Origin of the sequence: Rhodococcus wratislaviensis, assembly GCF_041228765.1 — a bacterium.
Classification (GTDB): domain Bacteria; phylum Actinomycetota; class Actinomycetes; order Mycobacteriales; family Mycobacteriaceae; genus Rhodococcus_F; species Rhodococcus_F wratislaviensis.
Genome location: NZ_CP150488.1, coordinates 2,783,487 through 2,796,276, shown reverse-complemented (window position 1 = coordinate 2,796,276; position 12,790 = coordinate 2,783,487). Strand labels below are relative to the sequence as shown.

The window sequence follows — 12,790 nt, the reverse complement described above, 5'->3', positions numbered from 1 at the left end:
TCTGCAGTTGTGGCGGATCGGCGTCCGCTCAGGCCTCCAGCTTGTAGCCCAGTCCCCGGACGGTGACGAGGTGTTCCGGCTTGGCCGGGTCGGTCTCGATCTTCGAGCGCAGACGCTTGACGTGTACGTCGAGGGTCTTGGTGTCGCCGACGTAGTCCGCGCCCCACACCCGGTCGATCAACTGTCCGCGGGTGAGCACCCGGCCCGAGTTCCGCAGCAGGTACTCGAGGAGGTCGAACTCCTTGAGCGGCAGCGTGACGGCCTCGCCGTTCACCTGGACCACGTGACGTTCGACGTCCATCCGGACCGGCCCCGCCTCGAGGACGGCCGAGTCCTGCGCGACGTCGAGTTCGCTGTCGACGCCGCGGCGCAGCACCGCGCGGATGCGGGCGATCAGTTCCCGCGCCGAGTACGGCTTGGTCACGTAATCGTCGGCGCCGAGTTCGAGGCCCACCACCTTGTCGATCTCGCTGTCCCGTGCCGTCACCATGATGACGGGGACACCGGACCGGCTGCGGAGCTGCTTGCAGACGTCCGTGCCGCTCATGCCGGGCAGCATGAGGTCGAGGAGGACGATGTCGGCACCGGCCCGATCGAACTCGGCGAGCGCGGACGGTCCGTCGCCGACGATCGTCGTCTCGAACCCTTCCTTGCGTAACAGGAATGCCAATGGGTCGGCCAGTGACTCCTCGTCTTCCACGATCAGCACACTTGTCATCGCTTGGCCTCCATACCGATTTCTCTCTTCCCGACGTTTCCGCTCGCGGCGTCCACTGTCTCGATGTGTGCAGGAATCTGCAGGGTAAACGTCGAACCTGTTCCGGGCTTGCTCCACAGGTCGATCGATCCGTTGTGGTTGGCGGCCACGTGTTTGACGATCGCGAGTCCGAGCCCTGTTCCGCCGGTCGCGCGTGCCCGCGCCTTGTCGACGCGGAAGAAGCGTTCGAACACGCGCTCCTGGTCGGCCTTGGCGATGCCCTCGCCGCGGTCGGTCACCGAGATCGCCACGTTGTCGCCGCGGATGGACCGGCTCACCGACACCGGCGTGCCCTTCGGCGAATAGGCGATCGCGTTCTGCACCAGGTTGGACAGCGCGGTGACGAGCAGGGCGCGGTCGCCGAGCACTTCGTAGCCGCTGTTGTGGTCCGTGGTGACGGCGATGCCGGCGGCTTCCGCGGAGATCTTGCAGCGCTGCAGCGCCTCGTCCACCACCTCGTCGACGGAGACGGCCTCGAGGTCGGGCAGTTTCTCGGCGCCCTGCAGCCGCGACAGCGCGATCAGTTCGGTGACCATCTTGCCGAGCCGGACGGATTCACTGAGCACGCGTTCGCCGAAGTGCCGGACCGACTCGGGGTCGTCCGCCGATTCGAGGAGCGCCTCGGCCAGCAGGCCCATCGCGCCGACCGGGGTCTTGAGTTCGTGGCTGACGTTGGCGACGAAGTCGCGGCGGGTCGCCTCCATCCGCACCTGCTCGGAGTCGTCGTCGGCGAACAGGACCACGAAGTTGTGGTCTTCCTTGCTGAGCAGACGTGCGGTGCCGCGCACCGCGATCCGATCGCGTCCCCGCTGCGGGTTCTTGGTACTCAGGTCGACCTCGACGGGTTCGCCGGTTTCGAGGACCCGGAGCGCCGCCACCCACGCGCGGTCGTCGACGAGCCGGTTCCGTACCAGGCCCAGCTCCTCCGCGCGGGGGTTGAACAGGACGACGTCGTGGAACTGATCGACCACGGCGATGCCGCTCTCGGATGCCAGCACGATCAGGTCGAGGACCTGCGACATGGTGAGCCCGGACTTCTCTTCCATGCGCTGCGCCTGCCGGGTGGACAGCATGGGGATCAGCACGCCACCGACGAGGTAACCGACGAAGCCGCCCACGATGGCAAGCAAGACGGCTTGAACAACACTCACGCCTGAATCGTACGTTCGCGCGGCGGGCCGGTTACGCAGGGTCCAGGCATTTCCGCGCACGTCACACACGGGAACCGGAGTCTTCGTCCGTAGTTAACCTGCTGTTGGCCGGATGTCCCGCGAACGGGACATCCGGCCGGGCGCACGGGTTACTTCCCGCCCTGGTTCGCGACCGCGGCGGCGCCCGCGGCGGCGGCTTCGGGGTCGAGGTACGTGCCACCGGGGTTGAGCGGCTTCAGGTTCTCGTCCAGGTCGTAGCGCAGCGGGATGCCTGTCGGGATGTTCAGGCCCGCGATGTCCTCGTCGGAGATTCCGTCGAGGTGCTTGACGAGGGCGCGCAGCGAGTTGCCGTGCGCCGTGATCAGCACGGTCTTGCCGGCCTTCAGGTCGGCGGAGATGGTGTCTTCCCAGTACGGGATCAGGCGGTCGACGACGTCCTTCAGGCATTCCGTCAGCGGGACCTCATCGAGGTTCGCGTAGCGGGGATCGGTGTCCTGGCTGTACTCGCTGCCTGCCTCGATCGGCGGCGGCGGGGTGTCGTAGCTGCGGCGCCACAGCATGAACTGCTCGTCGCCGTACTTGTCCTTGACCTGCGCCTTGTTGCGTCCCTGCAGGGCACCGTAGTGGCGCTCGTTGAGACGCCAGTCGCGGATGACGGGAATCCAGTGCCGGTCAGCGGTGTCGAGCGCGATGTTGGCGGTGCTGATCGCGCGGCGCAGCAGCGAGGTGTACAGCACGTCGGGGAGCAGGTTGTGCTCGAGCAGCAATTCGCCGGCACGCTTGCCCTCGGCGATGCCCTTATCGGTCAGGTGGACGTCCACCCAGCCGGTGAACAAGTTGAGCGCATTCCATTCGCTCTCGCCGTGGCGGAGCAGCACAAGGGTTCCGGTACTCATGCCGTTCATCCTGGCATGCCTCCCGGAACCCTCGCGCCGTGAACCCCTGCCGTCAGCTCCGGCCGGCCTCGCTCGCCCGGAGATCCTTGCGGAGGATCTTGCCCGCGGCGGACTTCGGCACCAAGTCGATGAACTCGACCCTGCGCACCTTCTTGTGCGGCGACACCCGCTCGGCGACGAACGCGATGACCGCGGCCTCGTCCAACTCGGCGCCCTGCTGTTTGACGACGAACGCCTTCGGCACCTCCTCACCCTCCTCGTCGAGGACACCGATCACGGCGGCGTCGGCGATCTGCGGATGCGTCAACAGCAACGCCTCGAGCTCGGCCGGCGGCACCTGGTAGCCCTTGTACTTGATCAGCTCCTTCATCCGGTCCACGATCGTCACCACCCCCTCGGAATCGACGGTCGCGATGTCACCGGTGTGCAGGTACCCCTCCCCGTCCAGGGTCTCCGCGGTGGCCTCGTCGTTGCCGAGGTACCCGGCCATGATGTTCGGGCCCTTGCACCACAACTCACCCGGTTCGCTGACGCCCTCGGCCGGGTAGGCGACCTCCTCACCGGTGCCGGGGTCGACGAGCTTGCACTCCATGTTCGCGATCGACGGACCGACCGAGTCCAGGGCGATGTCGTCGCGGTCGAACGGGATCGCATGCGAGACCGGGCTCATCTCGGACATCCCGTAGCCCTGCCGGACTCGGCACCCGAGCCGGTTGGCGACGGCCTTGCCCAGTTCCTGATCGAGCGGGGCGGCGCCGGAGAAGATCGAGTGCACACTCGACAGGTCGTAGTCGTCGACCAGCGGGTGCTTGGCCAGCGCCACCGCGACCGGCGGGGCGATGAACACATACGTGCACTTCTGCCCGGAGACGATTCTCAGGAATTCGACGAGGTCGAACTTCGGCATCGTCACCAAGCTCGCCCGGTTGAACAGGGCCGCGTTCAGCAGCACCGTCATGCCGTAGATATGGAAGAACGGCAGCACCGCCAGCAGCCGGTCCTCGGCGCCGATGCCCATCCGCGGGTTGATCTGACACACGTTGGCCACCAGGTTGCGGTGCGTGAGCATCACCCCCTTCGGCCGGCCGGTGGTCCCGGACGAATACGGCAGCACCGCCAGCTGGGTCGCCGGGTCGAACGACACGTCGGGGGCGGGGGCGCCCTCGGTCAGCAGATCGGTCAGCGACGGGTGCCCGTCGGCGCCGTCGAGGACGATCACGTTCCCCGCCGGGATCCCGACCTTCGCCGCGGCGGCCTGCGCCTGCGGCAGCAGCGGGGAGACGGTGAACAGGAACTTCGCCTTCGAGTCGGTGAGCTGCTTGGCGATGTCCTCCGCGGTGTAGAGGGCGTTGATGGTGGTCGCGACCCCACCGGCACGCAGGATCCCGTGGAACACCGACGCGAACGCCGGCACGTTCGGCGAGTGCAGACCCACCACCTCACCGACCGCGAGACCGCGGGCGGCCAGCGCCCCGGCCACCCCGTCGATCTGGGCGATGAGGGACTGGTAGGTGGTGACCGCGCCGGAGGCACCGTCGATCAGCGCAGGCCGGTCCCCATCGGCCGTATCGACCTGGCCGAAGAGGAAATCGTAGACACTGAGGTTCGGAATCTCGACGTCCGGAAACGGGCTCTTGAAGCTCACTGGGGCCTCTCCCTCGAAGTGTTGCAGCAGCAGTTGTCGGTACAAGTTTCTGTGAACATCAGACACATGTACCTAAGCTGTGACAACAGTCACAAGCTCGCCGCAACTCTACCCGTGCGTATTTTCCGTCCGCGGGCGGTCGACCAGCACTCAGGCCTGCGAGTCCTCGATGAGATGCTCGAACGGTTTCAGGTTCGCGAGCGACTCCCCCCGTGAGACGCGCCACTCCCACTCACGCTTGATGGAACCGGCGAAACCGAGCTCGAGGAGGGTGTTGAAGTCTCCGTCGGCCGCCTCGAGCACCTGCCCGAGAATCCGGTCCAGTTCGTCCGCGGTCACCGCGTGCTCGGCGATCTGGCCGACCAGGTAGATGTCGCCGATCTTGTCGATCGTGTACGCCACCGAGTACAGCCGGCGATTGCGCCGCAGCAGGTACTTGTAGACGCCTTCGAAGTTCTCGTCGGGCTTGCGGCAGACGAACGCCTCGACGCGCAGACCGTGCTTGCCGACGGTCAGGAGCGTGGTGGTCTTGAGCTTGCGCTCGCCGGGCAACTCGACGATGAAGTGCGTCGAGTCCTTCCTCGTGAAGTCCATCTCACGTTCGGTCAGGGCGGACTCGATCACGTCGGCCAGGTCGCTCATGCGCGCACTCCCCCGGCCCTGCGCAGCTTCCACAATCCGCGTCCGCGACGCGGGGAGAATTCGCTGGGGCCGTGTCCGTAGTTGTAGTTGACGGTCGCCATCCGATAGCTCTCGAGGAGGCCGTCGGCGGTGTGTTCCCAGGAGAAATTCTCCGCGTGGCGCGGAGCCTCGGCGGCCAGTGCGGCGAGCCTGCCGGGCTCCGAGACCAGTGACTGCAACGCCGTCGCCCAGTCCTCGGTGCGGTGCCCGTCCACCAGTAGCCCGGTCTCGCCGTGCCGGACCGCGACGCCGAGACCGCCCACGTTCGCGGCGATCACGGGTGTGCCGCAGGCCTGCGCCTCGATGGCAACCAACCCGAACGACTCCGAATAACTCGGCACCGCAACGAGATCCGAGGCCCGGTACACGTCGACGAGCCGATCGGGCGCCTGCGGCGGGAGGAACGTCACCCGAGCCGCGATGCCGAGCGAGGAGGCGAGTTCGATCAACGCGTCCGGCCGCGCCAGCCCGGAGCCGGACGGGCCCCCGACCACGAGCACCCGCAGTGACGATTCGGGATCTCGGGCGATCAGCTCGGCGGCAGCGCGGAGCAGGACGTCGGGCGCCTTGAGCGGCTGGATGCGTCCGACGAACGTCACGACGGTCTCGCTCGGGTCGAGCCCCAGCTTCGCCCGGGCGGCGGTCCGGTCGCCCGGCCGGTACCGCGTCAGATCGGCGCCCGGCGCCACCACGTCGATCCGGTTCGGGTCGGCGCCGTAGTGGCGCACCAGCTGATCGGATTCCTCGGTGGTGTTGGCCACGAGCCGGTCGGACTCGGCCACCACCTGCTGCTCGCCGATCTGGCGGGCGGCCGGTTCCGGGGTGTCGCCGTCGGCCAGGGACAGATTCTTGACCGCGGCAAGCGTGTGCGCGGTGTGCACGAGCGGCACACCCCACCGGTCGCGGGCGAGCCACCCGACCTGCCCCGACAGCCAGTAGTGCGAGTGCACCAGGTTGTAGTAGCCCGGTTCGTGGCGGGCCTCCTCACGGAGCACCCCGGCGACGAACGCGCACAGCTGCGTGGGCAGATCCTGCTTGTCCAGCCCCTCGAACGGGCCGGCCACCACGTTGCGGACGAGGACCCCTGGCGCGGCTTCCTGGACCGGTGCGTCGGCGGAGGACGTGGCCCGGGTGAAGATTTCCACCTCGACGCCGCGACGCGCCATCTGGATGGCGGACTGCAGCACGTAGACGTTCATGCCGCCCGCGTCGCCGGTACCGGGCTGCGCCAGTGGTGAGGTGTGGACCGAGAGGACGGCCACCCTGCGGGGGCGCGAGTTGTGCATGGGCGTCACCACTCCATAGTGCTCCCTCACCGATCGGCCCCTTTAACCGAGGTTGTCGACGAACTCGCCGACCTCTTTCACGAACCTCTCGGGATCCTCCACGAACGGTCCGTGATCGCAGCCTTCCCAGAACGACGCCCGCGCCTGCGGGATCAGTTCTGCAGCGTGCCTACCAGCCGAGACATCGACGACGGAGTCCTCGGTGCCGTGCAGGACGAGCACCGGGACGTCGAGCGCCCGCAGCAGGTCGTCGTGGCTCGCGGACCGGTTGAAGAGGGCGGCCCGCACCCGGGGCGGGGTGGCGAGGCCGGCCCCGAACAGCGCCTGCGACTGTGCGCCCTTGCCTTCCGGCGGTCCGATGAGCGCGTTGCCGAACGCGCCCAGCGCGCGGATGGCGTCGCGCGGCTCCTCGGACATCGCGCCGGGGATCGCCGCGCGCATCGCCGCACCGACCTTGCCGCCCGCCTCCCCCCGGCCGATGCTGGTGATGGCTCCGACGAGGACCACGCCGTCGACGGCGGCCGTGCCGTGAGACGCCAGGTAGTCGCAGATCACGAGGCCGCCGTAGGACCAGCCGAGGAGCACGGCGCCGGACGTGACGCCTTCGGCCGTGAGCACCGCGTCGACGTCCCCGGCCCAGATCGCGGAGTCGTCGTAGCCGGTGTGGGGCGCACCCGAGTAGCCGTGCCCCCGCAGATCGACGGCGATGACGCGGTAGCGGGCCGCAAGTTCGTCGAGCACCGCGGGGCCCCAGCACTTCGAGGACTGCGCCCAACCGTGCAGGAGTACCAGGGCCCGCGCGTCGGGGGCACCGGTCACCGAGTAGACGAGGGGCGTTCCGTCGACGCCGACTGTTTCACGAATAGCCATGGGGTCACCATAGAGGCCAGCAGCGCGGCGCCCGCCGCCACCGCGTATCCCGCTGTCGTGCCGAATTCGTCGATCATCCGGCCCGCGAGTGCCGACCCCACGGCGACGCCGACACCCAGTCCGGTGACGATCCAGGTGATGCCCTCGGTCAGCGCGGCCGCGGGCACGATCTGCTCGACGAGACCGGTCGTGGCGATCATGATCGGCGCCACCGTCATCCCTGCCACCGCGTAGGCGACGGCGAGCGCCGGGATGCTGTCGGCCAGCAGCAGCGGAATCGTCAGGACGGCCACCGCGAGGACCGCGACCATCAGCTGTTTCCGGAGCGACGCCGACACCCGGATCGCGCCGAACACGATGCCTGCCACAGCGGAACCGGCCGCGAAGAGGGCCAGCACCACGGTGGCGGAGGCGGGTGCGTCGTGGCTTCGGGTGAAGGCGATGGCACCGACGTCGACGACACCGAAGATGGTGCCCATCGACACCATGACTGCCACGAGGATCCACACGGCGGGCGTCCGGACGACGGACGGGCGTCCGTCGTGCGATGCCGAATGCACGGGTGGTTCGGTGCCACGCTGAGCGACGAGCGCGAGCGTGCCGACCACCAGCAGGACGAGCCCCGCGAGCGGTCCCGCCTCGGGGAACACCGTGACGGACAATCCGACGGAGACCACCGGTCCCGCGATGAAGCACAGCTCGTCCACCACGGCCTCGAACGCGAATGCCGTCCGCAGCAGTGGCGTGCCGCGGTACAGCTCGGTCCAGCGGGCGCGCACCATCGCACCGATCGTGGGCATGCAGCCGGCGGGAACGGCCCACACGAACAGCACCCAGTCGGGCGTCCCGAACCGGACGCACAGCAGCATCGCGGCGATGGATGTCGCGCTGATCCCCGACGCGACGGGAAGGACGCGGGACTGCCCGTACCGATCCACCGCCCGGGACACGACCGGCGTGATGAACGCGTACGTCAGCGCGAACACCGCGGCGAGGGCACCGGCCAGTGCGTAGTCGCCGCGCAGTTCGGACAGCATCGTGACGATGCCGATGCCGACCATGGCGATCGGCACGCGCGCAACGAATCCTGCGGCGGAGAACGCTGCGGAGCCGGGGGCGGCGAAGATCTGACGATAGGTACCGAGCACGCGTCGAGCCTCACAGATCGTGGCCGCGACTTCCAGCACGTGCAAGTATTGCGCTCATGAGTGTCCTGGTGTGTTTCCACGCCCATCCCGACGACGAAGTGTTCACCACGGGCGGCGTGATGCGTCAGGCCGCCGACGCCGGTCATCGCGTCGTCGTGGTCACCGCGACGGACGGAGCGCTCGGCGAGGCCCCCGAGGGAATCCTGACCGAAGGCGAATCACTCGCCGAGCGTCGGCGCCGCGAGCTGGAGGAGTCGACGTCGCTGCTCGGCGCCCAGCGTGTGGTGTTGCTGCACTACGCGGATTCCGGGATGGCCGGAACGCCGGAAAACGAGAATCCCGCCGCGTTCTGCAACGTCGACGTCGAGGAGGCCGCCGCCCGGCTGGCCGCGATCCTCGTCGAGGAATCCGCCGACGTGGTCACCATCTACGACCCCAACGGTGGCTACGGCCATCCGGACCATGTCCAGGTGCATCACGTGGGCATCCGGGCCGCCGAACTCGCCGGTGTGCCGCACGTCTACGAGGCCGCCGTCAGCCGCGACCACGTCCGGCGACTCATGGCCGCGAATCCGGAGTGGTCCGAGAACGCCCAGCCACCGGACCTCGACACGTTCGGTCTGCCGGACTCCGAGATCACCACGGTCGTGGACGTCACCTCGGCCATGGACGCCAAGCGCGCCGCGATGCACGCGCACGCCACCCAGATCGGGGATTTCGGCCCGTTCCTGCAGATGCCCGAGGAGCAGTTGCGGGCGGCGTTCGGTCAGGAATGGTTCCGCCGTCGCGGGGCGCCGGCCGGGCTCGCGGAGTCTTCGCTGCCCCTCTGATCGACCGGCCCTGGTGTCCTCCTGCCGGAGAACCTCTTTCCCGCCAGGGTGAGGACCGCTGCGGCGAGGAGGCATCCGCCCGCCCCGATCCCGGTCACCGTGCCGGGTGCCACCGTCGTCGTCAGACCCAGGAGGAGCCCGGCCGCGGCGACCACGACGAGCAGCGCACCGAGCACGGTCAGCGACGCCTCGCCGAGGACGCCGGCCAACGGCACGAAGTGCACGCCGACGGCGAAGCACACCCAGACCGGAATCCACGCCGACAGACCCGTGTTTCCGAGAACGGCTGCGCCCGCCCAGATCACCGCGAACTCGATCACCACCACGAGGGTGTACCGCCGGCGTACCGCCCGGTCCGCCAACGCGGAACTCTCGGTCGGACTACGCACGGCGAGCACCGCTCCCAGCACGGCGACGACGAGCGCCACCACGATGGCTGCGTCGAGGAGCGCGGTGAGGGGGCGGGGAAGGTCGACGGCCATGGCCCAGGCGAACCAGGCTGCGGCGAAGAATCCGACCACCGCGGCGGCACTCCCCCGTGCCCGGCCCGACCGGCGGGCGGCTTCCGACAGACTGGACATGCCGCCAATCTAGCCCCGCGAACCGCCTGCGCGGGTTCGGTTCCGCGCCTAGCATCCACGGGTATGGATCCCGCTGATCTCGTCGCGACCATGCCGTTCGCCGTGCACACCGGGGTTCGCCTCACCAAGGCCGCACCCGAGGAGGTCGTCGGGCACCTCGAATGGGACCAGCACCGCACCACCGCGGGAAGCGGCATGCACGGCGGGGCGCTGATGACGCTCGCCGACAGTGTCGGCGCCGTCTGCGCGTTTCTCAACCTTCCGGCCGGAGCGTCCACGTCGACCACGAGTTCGAGCACGGTGTTCACCCGCGGTGTGCGCAAGGGCACCGTCACCGCGACCGCGCGTCCGCTGCACGCCGGCCGAACCACGGTCGCCGTCGTCACCGAACTGCGCGACGACGAGCACCGGCTCGTGGCGCAGGTGACGCAGTCACAGGAAGTGCTGCACCCTCAGCCGGGAAGCTGACCGATGTCGCGACTGCTGCGGGCGTACCGCGCCACGGGAGCGGATCTGCCGTTCGGCAACGTCCTCGCCGCGCACGACGTCGCGATGGAAGGCTATTTCTGGCGGTTCACCCAGCCCGCGACGGGACAGGTCGTCATCGCGCTGGCGGGAATCAACCGCGCCGCGGACGGGCACTGGGCGACGCTCGGTCTCGCCGGTCACCCCACCCGGTTCCTGCGAACCGCCGCGCATCCGGAGGGCTGTGCCAACCCGGCCGGACTCGGCGCGTTCGCGGGCGACGCGTTCCGCGGGTCCGTCGACCGCGTGAAGGTGGATCTCGGCCCGGACGCCCGCCTCGACGTCCGGGTCGGCGCCCAGGTCCCGTGGCCGCGACGCAGGCTCGGCGGATCGAGTGTGTTCCAGACCGTGCCCGCGCTGAACCAGTACTGGCACCCGTGGCTGCTCGGCGGACGGGCCGAGGGAACAGCCGTGCTGGGCGGCACCGAGATCGACCTCGACGGCGCCCAGGTCTACGGCGAAAAGAATTGGGGTAAGGGCGGATTCCCCGACTCCTGGTGGTGGGGCCAGGCCCAGGGTTTCGCCGACCGGCAGGCGTGTGTCGCGTTCGCAGGCGGCGAGGTCACCGCGGGTGGACTGCGCACCGAGGTCACGGCCGTCGTCGTCGCGCTGCCCGACGGCACGGTGGTCCGCCTCGGCAATCCGGTCACGTCCCCCGTCCGGGCGCACGTCACGGACGAGCGGTGGTCGTTGCGGGGCCGCGGCACCTGGAGCGTCGAGATCGAGGGCGGTTCCCCGCTGGGCTCGGCGCACGTGCTGCCGGTTCCGCTCCCCGCCGAGCGTCGCAACATCCCCGGCGCCCTCGAGCACCTCGCGGGCTCGATGAGTGTCACGGTCCGCCGTCGGGGAGAGCTCGTCTGGGCCGACGAATCACCACTCGCCGCGTTGGAACACGGCGGGATCGAGCGGGCGCGCGCGGAGCTGCGCAGGCGGGGTGCGCCGCCGGACGCGACATCGGCGCCGCCGCTCAGCTGATCACCTCGAGCTCGGGTGGCTGCAACGCCTCGACGATCTCGTCGGTCTCCGCGTGGAGAACCCCGATTCGCCCGGCCTCCTCCAGGTGACGCGCATCGACGCCCGAGATCGCGTCGGCCGCGACGAGCACCTTGTAGTCCCGTTCGCTGGCATCGAAGATCGTGGCGCGCGGGCAGTTGGGATAGTTGCATCCCGCGATCACCACGGTGTCGACCCCCCACTGGCGCAGGCGATCGTCGAGTTCGGTGCGGTAGAACGAACTCCACCTGGGCTTGAACAGAATGTGCTCGGCCGGAGATACGGCCTGGAGGCCGCCGCCGAGGAGCGACTCGGGATCGAGCGGTGGCACGCCCAGCTCCGGCGCCACCTGGGAGCCCGCGGTGCCCGGTCTGGCGAGGTCGAATCCGGCCGCGATCACGCGGCGCCGGCACAGGTCGACGTCGTCGCCCTCGTACAACCGGACGACGTGCACGATCGGGGCCGAGGCCTCCCGGTAGGCGTCCACGAGACGCGCGATCGCGGGCAGCACTGCCGAGGTGCCCGGAATCGGGGCGGCCCCGCCGTCCACGAAGTCCACCTGTGTGTCGACGACGAGCAGCGCGGACCGGCCGAGATCGGGAGCGAGGAACGGATCCGAGTTCTGCCGCCAATGGGTCACGCAGCAAATCTAACGCTCGCGCGCACCCTGTAGCCGGAATCACAGGGACCGGTTCATTCACCCGAACCGAGGGTTTGGGACCATGGAGTGGGTGGGGTAGTGCGAGAAGGGTCCCAACCGATGACTGTGAGCGATGAGAACTGGCCGTTGATCGGCGCGACAGGGGCGCGCTTCGGATCAGCCGGCCGGCGCCGCAGCGCCAGGAAAGACCAGGACCCGAGCCCGCCGCAGTCGACCGAGTGGGTGGAGCCCGGCCCGGCCGAGGCCGCCCCCGAGCAGGTGGAACCCGCTCCCGAACCCGCCGGCCAGGCCCCCGAGACCATCGACAGTCCTGCCGCCGAGTCCACCGAGTGGGTGACGCCCGAGGACACCGTCTCCATCGTCCGGCCGTTCATCCTCACGGGCGGTCGGACCGAGTCCGGGGTCGATCTGCCACTGGAGGCGCTCATCGTCGCCCGCCCGGACGGGGACACCGTCGTGGACGGGATGCCGGCGCCGGACGAACTGCGCCGCGTCCTCGCGCTGTGCTCGGAACCGCGGTCGGTGGCCGAGATCGCGTCGCTCGCGTCGATCCCGCTCGGGGTCGCGCGCGTACTCGTCGGCGACCTCGCCGCGGCCGGGGCGGTCACCGTCAACGAGACGGCCGGGTCCACCGGCCCGGACCGGAAACTGATGGAACGCGTCCTCGACGGGCTGCGCAAACTCTGAGACCCGCCGGGGTGAGCGCCCGGACGGACACACACGAATTCGTCAGCCGCACAGACTATTGCCCGTGCGGCTGACGAAT

14 protein-coding genes are annotated in these 12,790 nt (G+C 69.3%); 4 read left to right on the top strand and 10 right to left on the bottom strand.

Annotated elements, in window-relative coordinates; all coding sequences use genetic code 11:
- Positions 1-28: 28 nt before the first annotated feature.
- The 8 genes from WKC72_RS12620 to WKC72_RS12585 all read right to left on the bottom strand — a co-directional run bounded on the left by WKC72_RS12620 (position 29) and on the right by WKC72_RS12585 (position 8,434).
- The gene (locus WKC72_RS12620; protein WP_005251956.1) at positions 29-718 is read right to left on the bottom strand and encodes a response regulator transcription factor; all 690 of its coding nucleotides are present in this window, start codon (positions 716-718) and stop codon (positions 29-31) included.
- The gene (locus WKC72_RS12615; RefSeq protein ID WP_037237858.1) at positions 715-1,908 is read right to left on the bottom strand and encodes a cell wall metabolism sensor histidine kinase WalK; all 1,194 of its coding nucleotides are present in this window, start codon (positions 1,906-1,908) and stop codon (positions 715-717) included. The genes WKC72_RS12620 and WKC72_RS12615 overlap by 4 nt, the downstream gene beginning before the upstream one ends.
- 149 nt (positions 1,909-2,057) lie before the next feature.
- Complete coding sequence (locus WKC72_RS12610; protein ID WP_174233884.1) at positions 2,058-2,813, bottom strand: phosphoglyceromutase; 756 nt, start codon at positions 2,811-2,813, stop codon at positions 2,058-2,060.
- Positions 2,814-2,856: 43 nt separating this feature from the next.
- A complete protein-coding gene (locus tag WKC72_RS12605) occupies positions 2,857-4,449 on the bottom strand; it encodes an AMP-binding protein (RefSeq protein WP_370182796.1) in 1,593 nt (530 codons plus the stop codon).
- Between the two features lie 150 nt (positions 4,450-4,599).
- Positions 4,600-5,091: a YbjN domain-containing protein gene (locus WKC72_RS12600; RefSeq protein ID WP_112301762.1), complete on the bottom strand. Its 492-nt coding sequence runs from the start codon at positions 5,089-5,091 to the stop codon at positions 4,600-4,602.
- Positions 5,088-6,446: a D-inositol-3-phosphate glycosyltransferase gene (gene mshA / locus WKC72_RS12595; protein WP_174233883.1), complete on the bottom strand. Its 1,359-nt coding sequence runs from the start codon at positions 6,444-6,446 to the stop codon at positions 5,088-5,090. The genes WKC72_RS12600 and mshA overlap by 4 nt, the downstream gene beginning before the upstream one ends.
- Before the next feature lie 12 nt (positions 6,447-6,458).
- On the bottom strand, positions 6,459-7,286 hold the full coding sequence (locus WKC72_RS12590; protein WP_370182794.1) for an alpha/beta fold hydrolase: 828 nt from the start codon (positions 7,284-7,286) through the stop codon (positions 6,459-6,461).
- A complete protein-coding gene (locus WKC72_RS12585; RefSeq protein WP_370182793.1) occupies positions 7,232-8,434 on the bottom strand; it encodes an MFS transporter in 1,203 nt (400 codons plus the stop codon). The genes WKC72_RS12590 and WKC72_RS12585 overlap by 55 nt, the downstream gene beginning before the upstream one ends.
- A 56-nt stretch (positions 8,435-8,490) precedes the next feature.
- On the opposite strand from WKC72_RS12585, the gene WKC72_RS12580 reads away from it, so the two are divergent.
- On the top strand, positions 8,491-9,264 hold the full coding sequence (locus tag WKC72_RS12580) for a PIG-L family deacetylase (protein ID WP_112301760.1): 774 nt from the start codon (positions 8,491-8,493) through the stop codon (positions 9,262-9,264).
- On the opposite strand, the gene WKC72_RS12575 is transcribed toward WKC72_RS12580, so the two are convergent.
- On the bottom strand, positions 9,201-9,845 hold the full coding sequence (locus tag WKC72_RS12575; protein ID WP_268789720.1) for a hypothetical protein: 645 nt from the start codon (positions 9,843-9,845) through the stop codon (positions 9,201-9,203). The two genes, WKC72_RS12580 and WKC72_RS12575, sit on opposite strands and share 64 nt — an antisense overlap.
- A gap of 63 nt (positions 9,846-9,908) precedes the next feature.
- Here WKC72_RS12575 and WKC72_RS12570 point away from each other — a divergent pair, with 63 nt between their 5' ends.
- Both WKC72_RS12570 and WKC72_RS12565 read left to right on the top strand, forming a co-directional pair.
- Positions 9,909-10,313: a PaaI family thioesterase gene (locus WKC72_RS12570; protein WP_370182792.1), complete on the top strand. Its 405-nt coding sequence runs from the start codon at positions 9,909-9,911 to the stop codon at positions 10,311-10,313.
- A gap of 3 nt (positions 10,314-10,316) precedes the next feature.
- Positions 10,317-11,345, top strand: coding sequence for a tocopherol cyclase family protein (locus WKC72_RS12565; RefSeq protein WP_370182791.1), 1,029 nt, complete (start codon positions 10,317-10,319; stop codon positions 11,343-11,345).
- Here WKC72_RS12565 and WKC72_RS12560 read toward each other — a convergent pair.
- The gene (locus tag WKC72_RS12560) at positions 11,338-12,003 is read right to left on the bottom strand and encodes a cysteine hydrolase family protein (protein WP_128641554.1); all 666 of its coding nucleotides are present in this window, start codon (positions 12,001-12,003) and stop codon (positions 11,338-11,340) included. The genes WKC72_RS12565 and WKC72_RS12560 overlap by 8 nt on opposite strands.
- A gap of 120 nt (positions 12,004-12,123) precedes the next feature.
- Here WKC72_RS12560 and WKC72_RS12555 point away from each other — a divergent pair, with 120 nt between their 5' ends.
- Positions 12,124-12,711 (top strand): DUF742 domain-containing protein, encoded by a 588-nt coding sequence (locus tag WKC72_RS12555; RefSeq protein ID WP_370182790.1) that lies wholly within the window; start codon positions 12,124-12,126, stop codon positions 12,709-12,711.
- Positions 12,712-12,790: the final 79 nt, after the last annotated feature.

Excerpts from the sequence above, each read along its gene's own strand:
- WKC72_RS12620 (WP_005251956.1), bottom strand. The coding sequence starts at position 718 with ATGACAAGTGTGCTGATCGTGGAAGACGAGGAGTCACTGGCCGACCCA.
- WKC72_RS12610 (WP_174233884.1), bottom strand. The coding sequence starts at position 2,813 with ATGAACGGCATGAGTACCGGAACCCTTGTGCTGCTCCGCCACGGCGAG.
- WKC72_RS12600 (WP_112301762.1), bottom strand. The coding sequence starts at position 5,091 with ATGAGCGACCTGGCCGACGTGATCGAGTCCGCCCTGACCGAACGTGAG.
- WKC72_RS12590 (WP_370182794.1), bottom strand. The coding sequence starts at position 7,286 with ATGGCTATTCGTGAAACAGTCGGCGTCGACGGAACGCCCCTCGTCTAC.
- WKC72_RS12580 (WP_112301760.1), top strand. The coding sequence starts at position 8,491 with ATGAGTGTCCTGGTGTGTTTCCACGCCCATCCCGACGACGAAGTGTTC.
- WKC72_RS12575 (WP_268789720.1), bottom strand. The coding sequence starts at position 9,845 with ATGTCCAGTCTGTCGGAAGCCGCCCGCCGGTCGGGCCGGGCACGGGGG.
- WKC72_RS12570 (WP_370182792.1), top strand. The coding sequence starts at position 9,909 with ATGGATCCCGCTGATCTCGTCGCGACCATGCCGTTCGCCGTGCACACC.
- WKC72_RS12565 (WP_370182791.1), top strand. The coding sequence starts at position 10,317 with ATGTCGCGACTGCTGCGGGCGTACCGCGCCACGGGAGCGGATCTGCCG.
- WKC72_RS12555 (WP_370182790.1), top strand. The coding sequence starts at position 12,124 with ATGACTGTGAGCGATGAGAACTGGCCGTTGATCGGCGCGACAGGGGCG.